General features: G+C 32.4%; 22 protein-coding genes. 5 read left to right on the forward strand and 17 right to left on the reverse strand.

The features are described 5' to 3' along the window. The first annotated feature begins 15 nt into the window (after window positions 1-15). The 4 genes from J2Y38_RS12805 (at window position 16) to J2Y38_RS12820 (ending at window position 3154) form a co-directional block, all read left to right on the forward strand. A complete protein-coding gene (locus J2Y38_RS12805) occupies window positions 16-987 on the forward strand; it encodes a M20/M25/M40 family metallo-hydrolase (RefSeq protein ID WP_309843112.1) in 972 nt (323 codons plus the stop codon). Window positions 988-1022: 35 nt separating this feature from the next. Further along, a complete protein-coding gene (locus J2Y38_RS12810; protein ID WP_309843114.1) occupies window positions 1023-1700 on the forward strand; it encodes an SDR family NAD(P)-dependent oxidoreductase in 678 nt (225 codons plus the stop codon). A 55-nt stretch (window positions 1701-1755) separates the two neighbouring features. Beyond that, window positions 1756-2361 (forward strand): SprT-like domain-containing protein, encoded by a 606-nt coding sequence (locus tag J2Y38_RS12815; protein WP_256636110.1) that lies wholly within the window; start codon window positions 1756-1758, stop codon window positions 2359-2361. A gap of 178 nt (window positions 2362-2539) precedes the next feature. Next, complete coding sequence (locus J2Y38_RS12820; protein ID WP_309843116.1) at window positions 2540-3154, forward strand: hypothetical protein; 615 nt, start codon at window positions 2540-2542, stop codon at window positions 3152-3154. A gap of 99 nt (window positions 3155-3253) precedes the next feature. On the opposite strand, the gene J2Y38_RS12825 is transcribed toward J2Y38_RS12820, so the two are convergent. The 6 genes from J2Y38_RS12825 to gcvP all read right to left on the reverse strand — a co-directional run bounded on the left by J2Y38_RS12825 (window position 3254) and on the right by gcvP (window position 10753). Continuing rightward, window positions 3254-4015, reverse strand: coding sequence for an ATP-binding cassette domain-containing protein (locus J2Y38_RS12825; protein ID WP_309843118.1), 762 nt, complete (start codon window positions 4013-4015; stop codon window positions 3254-3256). Then, window positions 4015-4761, reverse strand: coding sequence for an ABC transporter permease (locus J2Y38_RS12830; RefSeq protein ID WP_053470782.1), 747 nt, complete (start codon window positions 4759-4761; stop codon window positions 4015-4017). Before J2Y38_RS12830 ends, J2Y38_RS12825 begins: the two co-directional genes overlap by 1 nt. 80 nt (window positions 4762-4841) lie before the next feature. Then, entirely contained in the window at window positions 4842-5690 is an 849-nt protein-coding gene (locus J2Y38_RS12835) for a glycosyltransferase family A protein (protein ID WP_309843122.1), read from the reverse strand. An 88-nt stretch (window positions 5691-5778) separates the two neighbouring features. Beyond that, window positions 5779-6306, reverse strand: coding sequence for a methyltransferase (locus J2Y38_RS12840; protein WP_053470784.1), 528 nt, complete (start codon window positions 6304-6306; stop codon window positions 5779-5781). Between the two features lie 220 nt (window positions 6307-6526). Beyond that, entirely contained in the window at window positions 6527-7585 is a 1059-nt protein-coding gene (locus tag J2Y38_RS12845) for a ketoacyl-ACP synthase III (RefSeq protein WP_309843125.1), read from the reverse strand. Window positions 7586-7903: 318 nt separating this feature from the next. Next, window positions 7904-10753 carry an aminomethyl-transferring glycine dehydrogenase gene (gcvP, locus tag J2Y38_RS12850; protein ID WP_309843128.1) on the reverse strand — a complete coding sequence of 950 codons (2850 nt, stop codon included), beginning with the start codon at window positions 10751-10753 and terminating at the stop codon, window positions 7904-7906. Window positions 10754-10965: 212 nt separating this feature from the next. On the opposite strand from gcvP, the gene J2Y38_RS12855 reads away from it, so the two are divergent. Then, window positions 10966-11772, forward strand: a complete 807-nt coding sequence (locus J2Y38_RS12855) for a hypothetical protein (RefSeq protein ID WP_309843131.1) — start codon at window positions 10966-10968, stop codon at window positions 11770-11772. A 481-nt stretch (window positions 11773-12253) separates the two neighbouring features. Here J2Y38_RS12855 and J2Y38_RS12860 read toward each other — a convergent pair whose 3' ends face one another. From J2Y38_RS12860 to J2Y38_RS12910, 11 genes are all read right to left on the reverse strand, one after another. Continuing rightward, entirely contained in the window at window positions 12254-12649 is a 396-nt protein-coding gene (locus J2Y38_RS12860; protein ID WP_309843132.1) for a DUF1090 family protein, read from the reverse strand. 69 nt (window positions 12650-12718) lie between these two features. Next, complete coding sequence (locus tag J2Y38_RS12865; RefSeq protein WP_309843135.1) at window positions 12719-13174, reverse strand: SRPBCC family protein; 456 nt, start codon at window positions 13172-13174, stop codon at window positions 12719-12721. Beyond that, complete coding sequence (locus tag J2Y38_RS12870; protein WP_309843137.1) at window positions 13171-13560, reverse strand: hypothetical protein; 390 nt, start codon at window positions 13558-13560, stop codon at window positions 13171-13173. Before J2Y38_RS12870 ends, J2Y38_RS12865 begins: the two co-directional genes overlap by 4 nt. Beyond that, the gene (locus J2Y38_RS12875) at window positions 13557-14468 is read right to left on the reverse strand and encodes a TIGR01777 family oxidoreductase (RefSeq protein WP_309843139.1); all 912 of its coding nucleotides are present in this window, start codon (window positions 14466-14468) and stop codon (window positions 13557-13559) included. Before J2Y38_RS12875 ends, J2Y38_RS12870 begins: the two co-directional genes overlap by 4 nt. 117 nt (window positions 14469-14585) lie before the next feature. Then, window positions 14586-15368 carry a fatty acid desaturase gene (locus tag J2Y38_RS12880; protein WP_309843141.1) on the reverse strand — a complete coding sequence of 261 codons (783 nt, stop codon included), beginning with the start codon at window positions 15366-15368 and terminating at the stop codon, window positions 14586-14588. A 70-nt stretch (window positions 15369-15438) separates the two neighbouring features. After that, window positions 15439-15825: a hypothetical protein gene (locus J2Y38_RS12885; protein WP_053470792.1), complete on the reverse strand. Its 387-nt coding sequence runs from the start codon at window positions 15823-15825 to the stop codon at window positions 15439-15441. Window positions 15826-15830: 5 nt separating this feature from the next. Next, window positions 15831-16190, reverse strand: a complete 360-nt coding sequence (locus J2Y38_RS12890) for a hypothetical protein (protein ID WP_053470793.1) — start codon at window positions 16188-16190, stop codon at window positions 15831-15833. Window positions 16191-16209: 19 nt separating this feature from the next. After that, window positions 16210-16947, reverse strand: coding sequence for a DUF2071 domain-containing protein (locus J2Y38_RS12895; protein WP_309843144.1), 738 nt, complete (start codon window positions 16945-16947; stop codon window positions 16210-16212). Continuing rightward, complete coding sequence (locus J2Y38_RS12900; RefSeq protein WP_309843147.1) at window positions 16944-17294, reverse strand: hypothetical protein; 351 nt, start codon at window positions 17292-17294, stop codon at window positions 16944-16946. Before J2Y38_RS12900 ends, J2Y38_RS12895 begins: the two co-directional genes overlap by 4 nt. Before the next feature lie 66 nt (window positions 17295-17360). Further along, window positions 17361-17717: a hypothetical protein gene (locus tag J2Y38_RS12905; RefSeq protein ID WP_309843150.1), complete on the reverse strand. Its 357-nt coding sequence runs from the start codon at window positions 17715-17717 to the stop codon at window positions 17361-17363. 56 nt (window positions 17718-17773) lie between these two features. Continuing rightward, window positions 17774-18277: a GbsR/MarR family transcriptional regulator gene (locus J2Y38_RS12910; protein ID WP_053470795.1), complete on the reverse strand. Its 504-nt coding sequence runs from the start codon at window positions 18275-18277 to the stop codon at window positions 17774-17776. Window positions 18278-18554 lie beyond the last annotated feature (277 nt).

Below are 18554 nucleotides of genomic sequence, written 5' to 3' on the forward strand. Positions count from 1 at the left end.
ATCAAACTTTCGTTTATGAAAAAACTATACTTTCTTCTTCCATTTGTTTTTATTGCCTGTAAAACGAGCACACCAGCTGTAAGTGAAAAAGAATCGAAATCAGAATCAACTGAAATAACTTATAAAGTGGAAGAATCTGAGGTTTCTGATTTTTTAAAATATCTTTCTTCAGATGAATTAGAAGGACGTGAAACGGGAACAAAAGGAATAGAAAAAGCGGCAGTTTTTTTAGAAGATTTCTTTAAAAAGAATAATGTAAAACCATATTTCGCTTCTTATAGAGATACCTTGACTAATTTTAAATCTCCGGCTTTTAATATTGTTGGCGTTTTAGAAGGAACAGATCCGGTTCTTAAAAATGAATATGTTGTTTTAAGTGCACATTACGATCATATCGGAATTGAAAAAAAGAAACAAGCTGACCAAATTTTTAATGGGGCCAATGATGATGCTTCGGGTGTAACCGCTGTGGCGCAATTGGCAAAATATTTCAGTAAAACCCATTCCAATAAAAGAAGTATTCTTTTTGTGTTTTTTGCCGGAGAAGAAAAAGGCCTTTTGGGATCAAAAAGTATGGCTCCGAAACTTAAAGCAAAGAACTTCAATTTATACACACAATTAAATATCGAAATGATTGGCGTTCCTATGAAACGTGATTATTTGGCATACATAACAGGTTTTGATAAATCGAATATGGCCGAAAAAATAAATGAATATACCGGAAAAAAGACAATTGGTTTTTTACCAAAAGAAGCCGAATATAAACTGTTTTACAGATCTGATAACTTTTCGTTTTTTGAAGCTTTCGGGAAACCGTGTCAATCGATAAGTACTTTTGATTTTGAGAATTTCGATTTTTACCACCACGTTTCAGATGAATTTAAAGTAATGGATATTCCGCACATGACGGCTTTTATTCAGGAGTTTTTACCTGCTGTAACTAAAATTGCGACAACTCCAACAGAAGAAATTGTAATGAATAAATAACAGTCCATTATTTTGGTTTTGCTTATTTTTGCTGCATGAAAAATATTATTGTTACCGGAACGAGTAGAGGAATTGGATATGAATTAGCATTGCAGTTTGCCAATGCCGGAAATCAGGTTTTAGCGATTTCGAGAAAAATTCCAAAAACACTTTTAGAACATCAAAACGTAACTTGCTTGTCAATTGATTTAGCCAATGAAACTGCTTTGCAGGAAGTAGAAAATTTTCTTTCTTCGACCTGGAAAAAAGTCGATGCTGTTGTGCATAATGCCGGAGCTTTGTTATTAAAACCTTTTGCAGAAACCACACAAGCTGATTTTGAAAGTATTTATAAAGTAAATGTTTTTGCTGTAGCAAATCTTACCAGAGTTTGTCTGCCGTATTTACAAAAAGGAAGCCACGTTGTAACAATAAGTTCAATTGGCGGTGTAAGAGGAAGTTTAAAATTTGCAGGATTAGCAGCTTACAGCTCAAGTAAAGGTGCAGTAATTACTTTAACCGAATTATTAGCAGAAGAATATAAAGAGAAAGGTATTTCATTTAATGTTCTAGCTTTGGGTTCTGTACAAACCGAAATGCTGAATGAAGCTTTCCCAGGTTATCAGGCTCCAATTTCTGCTGAAGGAATGGCGACTTATATTTACGATTTTACATTAAATGGAAATAAATATTTTAATGGAAAAGTACTTGAAGTTTCATCAACGAACCCATAATTAAATTCCAATTGAAAAATAACTCATAACTCATACTTTATAATTCATAATTATTTTGAGCGATACATTAGCAAAATATATTCCGGAACATGCAGTAAAGCCTGTTTTTGATTTGATTGTAGCCAATCAGGTTCATCTCAAGATCGTAAATGAGCGTCAGACGCGTCATGGCGATTATAGGAGAGGGCCGAGCGGTAAACATGAAATTACGGTTAATGCGAGTTTAAATAAATACCGATTTTTGATTACGCTGATTCATGAGATTTCCCATTTAGTTGCTTTTGAGAAATTTGGGAGAAATATAAAACCGCACGGAAATGAGTGGAAATATTCTTTTCAGCGTTTAATGGTTCCGTTTATTCGTCCAGAAATATTTCCGAGTCATTTGCTGCCTTTATTGGCACGTCATTTTAAAAACCCTTCGGCGAGCAGCGATACAGATACTACTTTATCTTTGGCTTTAAAACAATATGATTTGACCAATGATAAAAATTATGTTTTTGAAATTCCATACGGAAGTGTCTTCCGAATTAAAAACGGTAAAATATTCAAGAAAATAGCGGTTAGAACCAAACGTTTTGAATGTCTCGAAATAAGTTCAGGAAAGACCTATCTTTTTAATCCAAATGCTGAGGTTGAACTTCTGCCCGGTAATCATTAGAATATAAAAATTCCAATATATTAAATTCCAAATTCCAATTTTATTAAGATTGTAGTTTGGAATTTTTTTATTGAGATTTCCCCAATTTTATTGAATTTCAAAAACGGTTAGTTTTACGTATATATAAGATATTCGATTTGTCTATATTTAGAAAATATTTCATTCTTATAAATAGATTATGATAAAAAAACTACTTAAGATTATTTTTGTTCTAATGCTTTCCAATTCAATTTATGCACAAGAAACCAATGAAACTTCAAACCCAATAATTTATTTTGAAGGTTTTGGAGGGCCTACAATTGGTCAGAGTGTTGGTATTTCCGGAGGTTTGGAATTGAATTATCAAACCGGAGAAAATCTTTTTACTTTTAGATTTACAAATGCAGTAGGATATTCTGAAAGATCAGATAATTATATCATAATGCCGAGATATTATAAATCAGAAGATAATAAAGAATATGCTTTTTTATATGGAAGACGCTGGCTGAGCTCTAATCATTCTTATAGCGTTTCGGTTGGTGTGAGTCGTAATAATTTAGAAATGAAAAAACTAGTAGAATCAATTGATCATGAAGAGTTTGAATCTGAAGAGGTTTTTTCGGCTAAATCTATAAGTTATTATGGTGTACCTTTTGAAGCTAATTACAAATGGTTTTATTCAAAAAAGAAATCTAGACTTATCTATAATGCCATAATTCCAAGTGTTGGTGTTAAGCTTTTTGGAAATTTTGGAAAATACACTTTTATTGGCGCAGGAGTAACAGTTGGTTTTGGCTTAAGCAAAAAATATTAGAGAGAATTATTATAAAAATTCCAAATTCCAATTTACTAAGATTGGAATTTGGAATTTTATTTATTGAGATTTCCTATATAATTGAAATTTAAAAAACTTCTAGCCTTTCAAATAAGCTTCACGTACTTTTTTAAACAAGTTTGAAGAGTAAACAAATTTGACAATGTCTTTGTTGTAAGTTATAAAGATTTCTTCTTTAGTTCCCTGCCACGCTTTTACTCCTTTTTTTAAGAAAACAATATTCTCTCCAATTTCCATTACAGAGTTCATATCGTGCGTATTAATTACAGTTGTGATGTTGTATTCTTCTGTAATTTCCTTAATCAAATTATCAATCAAAGTTGAGGTATTTGGATCAAGACCAGAGTTAGGTTCATCACAAAATAAATACTTTGGATTATTTACAATCGCACGGGCAATCGCCACACGTTTCTGCATACCTCCAGAGATCTCAGAAGGAAGTTTTTTGTGTGCATCAACCAAGTTTACTCTTTCTAAAACAAAATCAACGCGTTCTTTGATTTTAGCTTTATTATCGTTTGTGAACATCTTTAGAGGGAAAGCGACATTTTCTTCAACAGTCATTGAGTCAAATAAGGCACTTCCCTGAAAAACCATTCCAATTTCAGTTCTTAATTCTCTTTTTTCATCCGGATCTAATTCCGAATAAACTCTTCCGTCAAATTCAATTGTTCCCGAATCCGGGGTATGAATTCCTAGTAAAGTTTTTAATAAAACAGTCTTACCAGATCCACTTTGTCCAATAATCAAGTTGGTTTTTCCAGTTTCAAAAACCGTCGAAACGCCTTTTAAAACTTTGCTGTCACCAAATGATTTTTCTATATTTTTTACTTCTATCATTATCCTAATAATAATTGAGTTAATATATAATTAAAAAGAATAATACAAACAGATGTCCAAACAAATGACACCGTACTAGCTTTACCCACTTCTAATGCTCCACCTTTCATGTAATATCCGTGAAAAGATGGAATTGTAGCTAATAACATTGCAAAAATTAAAGTTTTAATGAAGGCATATGTAATGTGAAACGGAATGAATTCCATTTGAGCACCCTGAATAAAATCCTGACTGGTCGAAAATCCGCCGTATGCACAAGCAAGCCATCCGCCAAAAATTCCCAAAAACATACTAATCCCAATTACAAAAGGGTACATTAATAAAGCTACTATTTTAGGGAAAACAAGATAGTTTAAGGAATTAACACCCATAACTTCTAAAGCATCGATTTGCTCTGTAACACGCATTGTCCCGATACTTGAAGTAATGTAAGATCCCATTTTTCCGGCCATAATTACCGAAATAAAAGTGGGGGCAAACTCCAGAATTACAGATTGACGTGTAGCAAAACCAATTAAATATTTTGGAATTAATGGATTAGTTAAGTTTAAAGCCGTTTGGATGGCAACAACTCCTCCAATAAAAAAAGATATAAAGCAAACGATACCAAGAGAGTCGATTATTAAGTCATCGATTTCTTTGAAAATCAAATTTTTCATAACAGGCCATTTAGTCTGTTTATTGAAAATTTCTTTAAGCATTAAAAAATATCTTCCTATTTGGGATAAATAACGAATTAGCATCATAAGTTTTACAAATATTGGCTAAATTAAGGATTAGTTTACAGTTTACCGTTTCACTTTACAGTTTTTTAAGTTTTAAAAAACTAGAAAAGCTTTTGTTTCATTTTTTGTAAACGGTAATTTCTAATAAATTTAGCTTGTTCAGAGGTAACTAATAAAGGAGTTTTAGCTTTTTTAGCTTTCAAAAATCCTTTGATATAATCTAGAAACAGGAAAGGTTTTTTCTTCATCATCGCCAGTTTTGCCGAAGCAATTGCCGTGATCCAAAAACCATAACCTAAAGTATAAAAAGCTTCGCCTTGTTTATAACGAGCTGTTTTGTTGTAATTAGCGCCTGTTGGCTTTAAATGCTTTACATGTAAAGATTCATCGGTAACAATTTTCCAATCGTAATATTTACACAATAATTCATCTACAGTATCCCAGCCCATTGCCGGTTTTAAACCGCCAATTTGCTGATAAGTCTCTTTTCTATATGCTTTTAATGCACCGCGAATATGATCTTTATCGGTTAAGTTTTCTAAAACCCATTCGCCGTTTTTATCGATATAACAAAATCCGCCAGCCATTCCAATTTTTGGATCGGATTCAAAATGTTTAATTATGGTTTCAAAATAATTTGAAGGAAAAATTAAATCGCCGTCTATTTTTACAATAATATCGTAATCAGAATCCAAAGTTTCAAAACCTTTTTGGAAAGCCTGAATTACTTTGCTTCCCGGAAGGTGAATCGCATCTGAAGTTTTGTTTACAACAGAAATGAAAGGATTATCCTTTGCAAATCCCAAAACAACTTCTTCTGTTTTATCAGTAGAATTGTCATTTACAACCACAACTTTTGATGGCAAAACAGTTTGAGAAACCAATGATTGTAAAGTCAGGCCAATTAAATCTTGCTCGTTGTGCGCGGGAATGACGATATAGTATTTCATGTGAAAAATTTTAGATTTTAGATCTCAGATTTTAGATTGTGTAAAAGTCATCTATAAATCAAAAATCAAAAATCGTTAATCTGCAATCTTAGTTCTTAACTTTTTCAGCAACAACAAGATAATATCTTGGAGTGAAATATCTAAGTAAAGGTCTCAATCCAAACTTTTTTACCGGATGTGTAAATTGCAAACGATCTGTTATTTTCCATCCCGTTTTTTCTAAAAGCCAGTCTAACTGCCAATCTTCAAATTCGTGATAATGTCTGTCCCACATATCAGTTTTTGAGCGATATGCCGGAGAAAACCATAAACGTAACGGAATTGAAATTAACAATTTATCGCATTTTACATTTTCTAAAATTGTATATGGATTTAGCAGATGTTCGAAAATTTCAAATGCCGTAAAAACAGTATAATCTTCTGTTTGTAAAGCCGTTTGATCGTTGTCTAAATCTTCGCCTTTTGTGTTTTTTACGGTATAACCATTTTCTTCCATTATTTTAGAAAACGGATTTGGTACACCAAAATCAAAAATGGTTTCTGATGTGCTAACGTGCTTTTGTAAAAACTCTAAAGTAAGTTTGAATCTTTTATTCGGAAACGTTTTTTCGTACATAGTTATTGCGAGGAACGAAACAAGCTATCGTTCTTGATTTTAATTAGGTCGCAAATATACTAAAAAAGTATTCAGTGTTCAGTTTTTAGTGAACAGTGTAGTTATTAGATTTACAGTGTTCAGATTTTAGTCAGTGGAATTAATTATTTCTTTTTAAACGGAAATTAAATTCTGCATAAAATGCGCTGAATACTAAAAACTGAACACTGATTACTATAAATTAATGTCTATAAACGAAAGCATTGATATTCATTCCGGCTCCTACAGAAGCAAAAATGATAACATCGCCTTTGTTGATTTCTTGATTTTCAATTTTTCCTTGTAGAATCAAATCGTATAAAGTTGGAACGGTTGCAACACTGCTGTTTCCTAAATCATGAATACTCATTGGCATAATATCTTTAGGAGCTGTTTTATCGTATAATTTGTAGAAACGTTCGATAATAGCCTCGTCCATTTTTTCATTTGCCTGATGAATCAGGATTTTTTTCACATCGTCAATGCCAATTCCGCTTTGATCCAAACAACTTTTCATAGCTAATGGAACGTTGCTTAAAGCAAACTCGTAAATTTTACGACCATACATTTTGATGTACTTAATATCCGGATCTAAATCTGGATTGTATGATTTTCCGAAGAAAAGATAATTTGCTTCATCATTAGCATAAGTAGCACTTTCATAAGATAAAAGACCAGATTCATCAGTAGAAGCTTCTAAAATAGAAACTCCGGCTCCGTCAGAATAAATCATCGAATCACGATCGTGATCATCAACAACTCTTGAAAGTGTTTCTGCACCAATTACCATAACTCTTTTTGCCATTCCAGATTTAATGAATGCATTGGCTTGAAGAACTCCTTCAATCCACCCCGGACATCCAAAAAGAATATCATAAGCTACACATTTAGGATTTTTGATACCTAATTTGTTTTTAACACGAGTCGCTAAACTTGGCAAAATATCAGTTTGATGCGTTCCGGTTTTTACATCGCCAAAGTTGTGGGCAAAAATAATGTAGTCTAAAGTTTCGGCATCGATTCCCGCATTTGCAATTGCTTTTTCAGCTGCAAAAAAAGCTAAATCTGATGCTGTATATTGAGGTTCGGCATAACGGCGATTTTCAATTCCGGTAATACCTTTAAATTTTTTTATTACGACTTCATTCGGGTAACCAAAAGGGGTTCCATCTTCATTCAAAAAAATATGCTTGTCAAAATCTGTGTTTTTTACTTCTAAATTAGGAATATAACTCCCAATGCCAATAATTTTTATTTTCATTTTTTTCCTTAATTATCCGATAAATTTCCTGCTAAAGTATAAATAAAAACATGATAACTATCATAAAAAATACTATGCATGCATATAATTATGAAATAACGATTTTTTGAATGATATAATGGTTATTTTCTAATGATTTTTTAATTTTTCCGAGATTTCAAACGATTGAAGTCAAAGTGGTAGTAAAAGTTTTTTTTGTTTCAGGTTTGAGGTTTCAAGTTTTTGTTTAGACTTGAAACCTGAAACTTGAAACAAAAACAAAACCCGACAAGTTTTTAAAACTTGTCGGGTTTGAATATTTATAAGAAAAATAATTTCTTAGTTTTCCATATAAGCTTCAATAGGAGCACAGCTGCAAACTAAGTTTCTGTCACCGTATGCATCATCTACACGACGAACTGATGGCCAGAATTTATTTTCAGCAATATACTCTAATGGGTAAGCCGCTTTTTCTCTAGTATAAGGGAAATCCCAAGCATCTGTAGTCAACATTGCCAATGTGTGAGGTGCATTTTTCAATACATTGTTTTTATCATCGGCAGTTGCAGCTTCAATCTCTTTTCTGATCGAAATAAGAGCATCACAAAAACGATCTAATTCTGCTAAATCTTCAGATTCAGTTGGTTCAATCATTAAAGTTCCTGCTACCGGGAAAGAAACCGTTGGAGCGTGGAAACCGTAATCCATTAAACGTTTTGCGATATCACCAACTTCAATTCCGTTTTCTTTAAATGAACGGCAATCTAAAATCATTTCGTGCGCTGCTCTTCCGCATTCTCCAGTATAAAGAATTGGATAGTGTCCTTCGAAACGAGATTTCATATAGTTCGCATTCAAAATTGCATGTTCAGTAGCACTTTTTAATCCTTCAGCTCCCATCATTGTGATGTAACCATAAGAAATTAAACATACTAAAGCAGATCCGTAAGGTGCAGATGAAATAGCTGTAATCGCTTGTTCTCCGCCTACTTTTAAGATTGGATTTGTTGGCAAGAACGGAACTAATTTTTCGTTCACACAAATTGGTCCAACTCCAGGTCCACCACCACCGTGAGGAATAGCGAATGTTTTGTGTAAGTTTAAGTGACAAACATCAGCACCAATTGTAGCAGGATTTGTTAATCCAACTTGCGCGTTCATGTTTGCACCATCCATATATACTAATCCACCATTGTCGTGGATTAATTTAGTGATTTCAATAATTGAAGATTCGAAAACTCCGTGAGTAGAAGGATACGTTACCATTAAACAAGATAAATCATCTTTATGCTCAATCGCTTTTTCTCTTAAATCTTCTACGTCAATATTTCCTTCCGGAGTCGTTTTAGTAACGATAATTTTCATTCCAGCCATTGCTGCAGAAGCAGGATTTGTTCCGTGAGCCGATGATGGAATTAAACATACATTACGGTGACCTTCGTTTCTTGATAAATGATAAGCACGAATAGCCATTAAACCAGCATACTCTCCTTGAGCTCCTGAGTTTGGCTGTAATGTTGTTCCAGCAAATCCTGTAATTACATTTAATTGCTGCTCTAATTTTTTAAGCATTGTGATGTAACCTTCAGCTTGTTCAACTGGAGCAAACGGGTGAATGCTGTTCCAATTTGGCATTGACAAAGGCAACATTTCTGAAGCTGCATTTAATTTCATCGTACAAGAACCCAATGAAATCATTGAATGATTCAATGATAAATCTTTACGCTCTAATTTTTTGATGTAACGCATTATCTGACTTTCTGAATGATGATTATTGAATACATCATGCGTTAAGAAAGGCGATGTTCTTTCTAATGAAGCCGGTAATTGACTTGCTTCAGTTAATTCAGAAACAGTGAAAGTTTCTTTTCCTAAAGCCTCAGCAAAAATGGCAATAATTTGGTTGATGTCGGCAATTGAAGTTGTTTCGTTTAATGAAATCGAAACTGAGTCAGCATCAGGATAGAAGAAGTTTACTTCGTTTTTCTCCGCTACAGCTTTTACTTTTTGAGCATCAGCTTTTACTAAAATAGTATCAAAGTAAGCCGTGTTAGTTTGGAAAACTCCTAATTTATTTAAAGCTTCAGCAGTAGTAACTGCCGATGCGTGAACTTTGTTTGCAATATATTGTAATCCTTTTGGTCCGTGGTAAACTGCATACATTCCAGCCATAACCGCTAGTAAAACCTGAGCTGTACAAATATTTGAAGTCGCTTTTTCACGTTTAATGTGCTGCTCACGAGTTCCTAATGCCATACGTAAAGCACGGTTTCCGTTTACATCAATAGAAACTCCAATAATACGACCTGGCATTGAGCGTTTGTATTCGTCTTTAGTTGCAAAAAATGCAGCGTGAGGACCACCGTAACCCATTGGTACACCAAAACGTTGTGTAGTTCCAATCACTACCGCAGCTCCCATTTCTCCCGGAGAAGTTAAAGCAGCCAATGATAAAATATCAGCAGCAAAGGCAACTTTGATTTCATTTTCTTTTGCTTTAGCGACAAAAGCGCTGTAATCATTTACCTGACCATATTTTCCTGGGTATTGTAAAATAGCTCCAAAAAACTCAGTTGAAAAATCAAATGTTTCGTGGTTTCCAACAACTAATTCAATTCCAATAGGAGTTGAACGTGTTTGTAAAACTGATAAAGTCTGAGGTAAAATTTCTTCAGAAACGAAGAATTTATGTGTATTGTTTTTCTTTTGATCTCTCGTACGAACATCAAATAATAACGCCATAGCTTCTGCAGCAGCAGTACCTTCATCCAATAAAGAAGCGTTTGCAATTTCCATTCCTGTTAATTCGATAACAGTAGTCTGGAAATTTAAAATTGCTTCAAGACGACCTTGAGCAATTTCTGCCTGGTAAGGCGTGTAAGCAGTATACCATCCCGGGTTTTCGAAGATATTTCTTTGAATTGGAGCCGGAACAATAGTTGGATGATAACCCAAACCAATATATGATTTGAATACTTTATTTTTCTTTCCTAATTCCTGAATATGATTTGCAAATTCATACTCTGTCATTGCAGGATCCAAATTCAAAGGCGCTTTTAAACGAATATCGTCCGGAAGGGTTTCATAAACAAGTTGTTCGATCGAGTCAACGCCAATTGTTTGTAACATGTGTTGAAGATCTGTTTCTCTTGGACCAATGTGTCTTAAAGCAAAAGCATCTGTTTTCATCTGTAGCAGTCTATTTTTTTAAAGATCAAAAGTAATTTACCGAGTGTTTCTATACGATTTTACAAGGTTTATTACAATTTATAGTAAATGTGTTGTTTTTTTGTGGCGCAAAATTAAGTATTATTAATAATTTAATGGGTATTTTTAACTTCAATTTTTATCAAATTTATAACTAAAGAGTTGATTTGTTACCAATTGATTAGATTTGAGGCATGAAACTTCTAAAACAAATATTAGATTTTTATTTAAACAGCAGTATTCACGTGGCTTTATCGTGTTATGCTTTAGTTCGTATTACTTTTCATTTCTTTCATATTCAGTATGATGAACCTATGGCATTGTTTGTTTTTTTCGGAACAATTGTAGGATATAATTTTGTAAAATATGATGCTTTGGTTCGCGTGAAAAGAAAACCGGTTGGCATTCAATTAAAAATTATCGCTGTTTTAAGTTTCATTTCGGTCATTTTAGTCGGCTATTATTTTTTCCACCTAAAGCGAATTACCCAAATTGTTTCCGTAGTAATTTTTGCCATAACAGCACTTTATACTTTACCGTTTTTTCCAAACAGAAAAAATGCCCGAAATTGGGCAGGTGTAAAAATTTATATCGTAGCACTTTGTTGGGTTGGTGCGACTTTGGTTTTGCCATACATTAATGCCGAAATTCCCTTTACAGCTAACTTTTTTATAAAATGCGTCCAGCGTTTTGTATTGGTTTTTGTCCTGATTTTGGTTTTTGAAATAATAGATTTAGCTAATGATGATCCGCATTTGCAAACCGTTCCGCAAACCATTGGAGTAAAACGAACTAAGATTTTAGGATTTTCTCTTTTAGTTCCTTTTTGGGTTTTAGGAATTTTGTCTTTTACGCTTCACGATCTTATTATCAACCTGATAATGGTTGTGACTTTAATGCTTTTTATCTTTTTTGCTAATACAAATCGCTCTCGATATTATACTTCTTTTTGGGTAGAAAGTGTGCCCATCTTTTGGTGGCTGATGATTGCGTTTTTATAAAAAGAAGTCAAAATTTCTAAATAATTTGGGCGTGCCCCTCCGGGTCGGGCTATCCGCTCCAAGTCCTCGCACTTCCTTCGTCAGGCTGTGGGCTATCCGCTTCTATCCCTCACGCAAACCGTAAAACGAGAAAATTCATTTTCCAAAATATATTATTTATTTTCTATTGAACATAGCCAATGGTTTCAACCATTGGGACGGTTTCTTTTGACAACGTTTCCCACGGTTGAAACCGTGGGCTATGTTTGAATTGTAGAGTTTGAAAATAAATTTTGATTTAATTGCCTCCAGCTTTAGCTGGAGGTAAAAAATAAGTCTCCTAAGAGGGCTTTAGCCAAATGATAAAGTTTGGCTAAAGCCAAGAATATCTAATCCTATTTCTCCTCCAGCTAAAGCTGGAGGCAATTGAAATTATTTTTTTAATCTGCTCAGGTCTGCTCCCGATAGCTATCGAGACTGCGTGAAACAAATCAACAATAATCTATTTCGTTTTTTGTTCCGCCAAAGCTTTATTCAAATCAGCTTTTGCTTCATTTAATTTCTTTCTTTTTTTGTCGATTTTTTTTTTGCTTTCTTTGTCTTTAATAGCTTCGTTCAAATCAGCAGTTCTTTCGTTTACTTTTTGCTGTTTCTCTTTAACTTTTTTGTCCAGATCTTTATTGACTGTTTTTGTGGTACAGTTTTTCTTGGTCTGCGCGATAGCATCTTCAACACCTTTTATCTGGTTTTGATTTCCTGCTTTTTTAGCAGCGGTTAATTTTGTATTTAACTCACATAATTTTCGTTCGCAGCCTTTTAAAGTTGTGCAATTGCTTTGCGAAAATCCAATAAAAGAAACAGTAAAAAGAAGTACAGTAAATATCGTTTTTAATTTCATAAGTATGTTTTTGATTAATTTATCTGAATCATTCAGAAATGAATTACTTATAAAAGTAAGAAAATTATCTTAACTAAGTTTTTCTGAAACTTCTTTCAAAACCTTATTTCTTTCCAAAAGAAACTGAGTCATATGTTTTTCTAAAAATAAAATATCGAAAAGTTCTCCAAATATTCCAAACGGAGTTTCGTATTGTAATATATCTTTCATGATTGTTACACCATTTTGTTCTTCAAAAATATGTTCATGCCTGAAAGATTTGAATTTTCCTTCTTCCATTTCATCCACAAAATAATCGTAGAAATCCATCACGGGAATTCGGGTTTTGTGCGTGAGATAAAACCCGAAATGTCTGCCACGCCAGGTTACCGTTTCGTTTAAATTTATTAAACCAGATGTCACGCCGGCAATTGCTTTTTCTTTTGTAGGACTTGCAGATTGCTGGTGAATATCGATATTTCGTGAGGCGTCAAAAACGATTTGTTTTGAGGCTTTTATTTTTGTTGTGAGGTGTATTGTTGTCATGATTCTTCTTGATCTTTAAAATATTGCGTAAAAAATAATCCTGTTATAATTGATGAGATTGAATAAGATATGGCAAGGTCAAGCCATACAGTTCCATTTATAAGTGCTGTTGTTATAAAAATTCCAATTATTACGATGATAATTAGAGATGTTTTTTCATTAATCGTTTTTATCTTTTTGTTTTTAAAAAAGGTAAAAAGAACAATATAAAAAACATAAGTTGGCAGGGAAAATAGAAGCCCGATGAGTATTGTAAGTGGATATAGTTGAAAAAAATCAAAATAATTGTTTGGACTCCAATTGGTATTAAGACCATTTATCACTGCAAAAATAAGTGGCCCACATAATAGTGTGAAAGTCCGTCTACCTGTAAAGGTCCAATTCATTTTTTTAATAAATTTTTAAAAGCATTATCAATATCTCCAAATTTAAATTGAAATCCATTTTCCAAAAGCCTTTTCGGAATCACATTTCTACTCTTCAAAATCAATTCAGGTTCTGTTCGAATGAAGAATGCTCCAATTTCCAGAAAGAATTTATTTAAGGGAATTCCAAAAGGAAAACCAACAGTTTTTTGAAGTTTTTTCATAAAATCGGCATTTCGAATAGGTTCGGGAGAAACCACATTTATAACGCCTGTAATTTCTTTTTGAATAATAAGATCAACCGCATTCGCAAAATCTGCCTCATGAATCCAGCTTACAAACTGATTTCCTTTTCCTTGTTTTCCTCCAAAACCAATTTTAGCCAAAGTCTTCAACGGAATTAAAGCGCCTCCTTTTTTTCCTAAAACAATAGAAGTTCGCAAAGCTGTTTTTAGCGTATTTGGAGTTTCGGTTTTAAAGAATGCTTTTTCCCAGGAAAGAGCCACATTTATGGAAAAATCATTTCCAATTTCTCCATCAACTTCATCCATTTGTTTGTCTAAAGAAAAACGATAAATAGTTGCTGTTGATGAATTCAGCCAATGTTTTGGCGGATTTTTACAATTCAAAACTGCTTTATTTAGAATCTTGGTGCTTTCGATTCTGGACCAAAGAATTTCTTTTTTATTCTCTTTTGTATAACGACAATCAACAGATTTTCCAACGAGATTAATTAAAACTGAAGCGTTTTCTAATTCATTTTCCCAGCCGGAAAAAGTTCTGGCGTTCCAGTTTACATATTTAATTTTGTCAATTCTATGCGATTTTCCTCTAGTCAGAATTACAATTTCTTCAAATTTATCTTTGAAATGATTGACTAAAACTTGTCCGAGAAAACCAGTTCCGGCTGCGATTATGAGTTTTTTCATTGAGGGTAGATTTTTTGCCACTAATTGCACGAATTTCCACTAATTTTTTTGGAAATGTTTTTGTTGAATATTAATTCGTGAAAATTCGTGCAATTAGTGGCGAACATTATTTGTCAATTAAAAAGTATTCTTTTTTTCAATATCTGGAAATACATCATCAATTCTTCTTGCCAGTTCTGGTAATTTAATTGTTGGAACTGCCGGAAATAAATGATGTTCTAAATGATAAAACATGCTGAAAGTAATTTTGTTTTTCCAGCCTTCTCGCTGTGTTCTGGCAAATTCCGGAGAATCTTCTGTATCATGATGCACTGTCCAAACCGCGAAGAAAGCCATTAAAAATTCGGCGAAGACCATTATAATAAAATGATAGATCAGGAAATGAATTTGAAAATAGAAAATTATAAAGGTTACTACAGCAATTGAAAAAAGTTCTAAGATTACATTTTTGACATAATTTCTATTCCCTTTCTGCAAAGTTACTTTATGAATCAAAAACATGTGAACTGGTCCATAAAGAATAGCGCCGTACCAAGTCATTTTTGCTGATTTTCCTTCGTAATCTTCCTCAGACAAACAATATTTATGATGTCGGATATGATTGAATTTAACGGCATGAATTGAAACCATCAATAAAATACTATTAGAATAAAGTGTAAACCAGGTTAAGAATTTGTTGGTTCCCAATGAATTATGAAAACCATTATGCACTTGTCTTAATCCGGCTAAAAAGAAAAAAGCTGAAAAAGGAATGGCTGCTAAATAATAACCAAAATAAGCAAGTGTCATAGAAACTAGAAACCACGGAATTGTCAAGTTGTTTTCAATTAGCATTTCTTTAAAGCTAAGCGTTTTCAAATCTTTCCATTGCACTTTTCTGAGTATTTCCTGATGTGTCATTTTTTTATGATTTATGGTTTTCTTTAAACCCGACAGGTTTTTAAAACCTGTCGGGTTTGTTTAGGAATTTTTATGCTTTAAAGACTAATCTTTCTTCTCTTTGAGCTTCTTTAGCTTTTCGTTTTCCTCTAAAAAAGAAATACAAATTGAAGAATAACATGATGCCAAGATAAATAGAAAATCCTCCAATTTTATAACTTAAGTTTTCAATTAATTCCTGATAACTGTCTCTATATAATTGCATTTCTAAGATCATTAAGGCAAAACCAATGTTTAAAAGATAAAAACCGGTTTCAAAAAGTTTGTTGGTTGCCTCAGCAATTTCTTCTCTGCCTTTAAAGATGTCAAGCATAAAGATTTTTCCGTTTTTAAAAAGCGTTTTAGAAACGTAATAAGTTAAAAATAAAGCAACTGGTAAATAAATGCTATAACCGATTAAGATTTTTGTAGTTTCCATAATATTTAGTTTTTGTTGTTATGAATTAGTTTTTGAATGTATTTTGTTATAATTAAAATGTTGAGGTAATGCAGAATTGAAATAATAAAAATTATGACAGCTGTTTTTATACAGATAGTTTCAATCAATTGTGTTGATGAAATAATTTTCTGCCAGGAAATTAAAGTCATAGCGCAATAACCAATATTTAAGAGGTAATAAGCTAAAAGCAAAACCTGATTAATTTTTTGGCAGATGTCAGCGTGATTCGGGATCAGATCTGCAACATAAATATTTCCGTTTTTGTAGCAGATTTTTCCAACTTTTAGAATGATGAAAGTCGTAATGCTGAGATATATTAAATATCCAATGATGTTGAAATTCATGACTGGTTTTATTTATGGGTTAATACATTTCTTCTAAAACTGGAATTGCCTGTAGTTTTCTTTTATTTTTAACGGTGATTTTTGAGCCTTTAGCCATGAAAACTGAAGTTGGCTGCGTGTGCTGAAGAAATCCAAAATCCTTTCCATAAGTTTTTTCAAAATCAATATCAATTGTATGATTTAAAACTTCCAGTTGTTCCCATCTTGGATGTTGTACTTCATATTCAAAAGTTGTTTCTTCATCAATTTTTGTATATCCGAAATAATGTTCTGTTATAAATTCAGCTTCAGAATCAATTTCAATTTGAGTTAAAACATTTTTGGTTTCCAGTTTAATTGTATTCCACTTTTTCTCATTTTTCCATTGATAAATAAAAGTATTGGTATTCTCATTCTCAATAATTTCATGTCTCATTTTCTGAGTTTCATAATGTTCCTGATACAAAGTATTAGCGATAAAAGTGATAGCTTTTTTAGGAACAATTTCTTTAATGAAAACTACACCGCGTTTCCATTCACCATTTTCAAAACGTTTTACATAGAATCTTAAATTCACTTCTTCAAAATCTACATGAAACGGAACTTTCAATCCTAAAACCTTTGTGTTTTTAAACATAAATCCAACAAGACTAACATAACATTTGTTGTTCCAGATATCTATTTCAGTTCCTGCAGGAATATATTTTTCCAATAATTTAGCATCAACTTCATAATTGAAAAGTGCTAAGTTTTTCCATTCTGCTTTTAAGAAGTTCATTTGTGTGCTTTTTTGTAAATTATTATTGAAAGGTATAAGGCGAGGACAGCTGGCATTCCAAATATGAAATGTTTTTTAAAAAAGTACTCTGGTAAAAAAGGGTTGATAATAAATAAGGTTATAAAATAGAAAATAACTCCGTATACATATAATTGAAGATTTCTATCTCTTGGCTCATCGGCAAGCATACTTCCTCCAATTGCAACCTGAAATAATCCTGTCAAAATGCTGAAAAGCAATCCATATACAAAGAGGCCAGAAAGAGGGGAATTGTCTAAGAGACCAATCAAGATTAAAATAGCTGGAACTCCGGTAAAAAAATAATTGAGGTAATTTATTGCTTTCATAGTTATTTATGTTCTAAACTTTTCCGAAAAATGAATTTTGGTAATTTTAGTTTTTTGTTTATTTCATTATCCTAGATTATATTCATATTCAGCTACTATTTTTCTCATTATTACATAAAAATAAATTGCAATTGACATAGGGAAAATGACCATTAAAGACCATTCGATTGCGTCGTTTGATGTTGGAAAATAGTAATGTTGTATGTGAAATAATGTAAGTTCAGAAACTGTTGCTATCCAATAATAGGTTAGGTTTTTTTTAGCATAATCCGAATGATTAAATGTTTTTATTGTTAAATAAACAGCTGAAATTACTTGAATAATTCCCAAAGGGATTTGTGCCAGCATTCCAAGGTATACAGTTAAAAATAATATTAGAGTAGTACACAATGCTATTTTGTTGATTTTTTTAAGTGTTTTCATAACTATTTATTATTTTTAAACTTTCAGAAAAAAATGAAAGTTTTGATTAAATTTTTTTACTTCATCATTTTTATAACCAATTTTCCTAACCAGTTTTCATTGAATTCAGTCATTTTGTCCAGCATATTATCTGCTTTTAAAACGAAATCGTATAATTTGGAAGTTTGATCCACAAAGTGTTTTTCTTCAGCAGAATCTTTTGCTTCAATCGTCGAAACTTCTTTTAAGATTTTAAGCGCAGGTTTAATTTCTCTTTTGCTTCTTTCTCTGGAGATTTTTGCTGCTAATTCATCTAAATCTTTTTCGGCAGTAAAGAATTCTCTTCTTTCGCCGGCTTTAAATTCTTTATATACAATTCCCCAATCCATTAACCCTCTTAGGTTCATGCTTGCATTTCCGCGTGAAATCTGCAATTCTTCCATAATGTCTTCCATAGAAACAGCTTCGTTTGAGATCATTAATAAAGCGTGGATTTGCGCCATCGTTTTATTAATTCCCCATTGAGAACCTAAAGCTCCCCAGGTTTGTACAAACTTATTTTTTGCTTCTTTGAATTCCATAGATCAAAAGTAATTAAAAGTTTTTAAACTTTCAAAAATAATTGAAAGTTTATTTTTGAATTGTTTTATTCTTTTTTAGACTAAATAAAAACGTGTTTCATGTATTGGTTTTAATTGATTGATAACCAATATTCTTTGTTCTGCGGCAATTTTTTTATTTGGCTAATGCATCTGCAATAATTTTGAAATCAGAAAAAATAAGCTAGCAATCTTTTTTTCAAAGCTTGTTTCAAGTTGGAAAGAATAAATTTTATGACATTCTCCCTGAAACAGCAAA

Source organism: Flavobacterium sp. 2755 (assembly GCF_031455715.1).
Lineage (GTDB): Bacteria > Bacteroidota > Bacteroidia > Flavobacteriales > Flavobacteriaceae > Flavobacterium.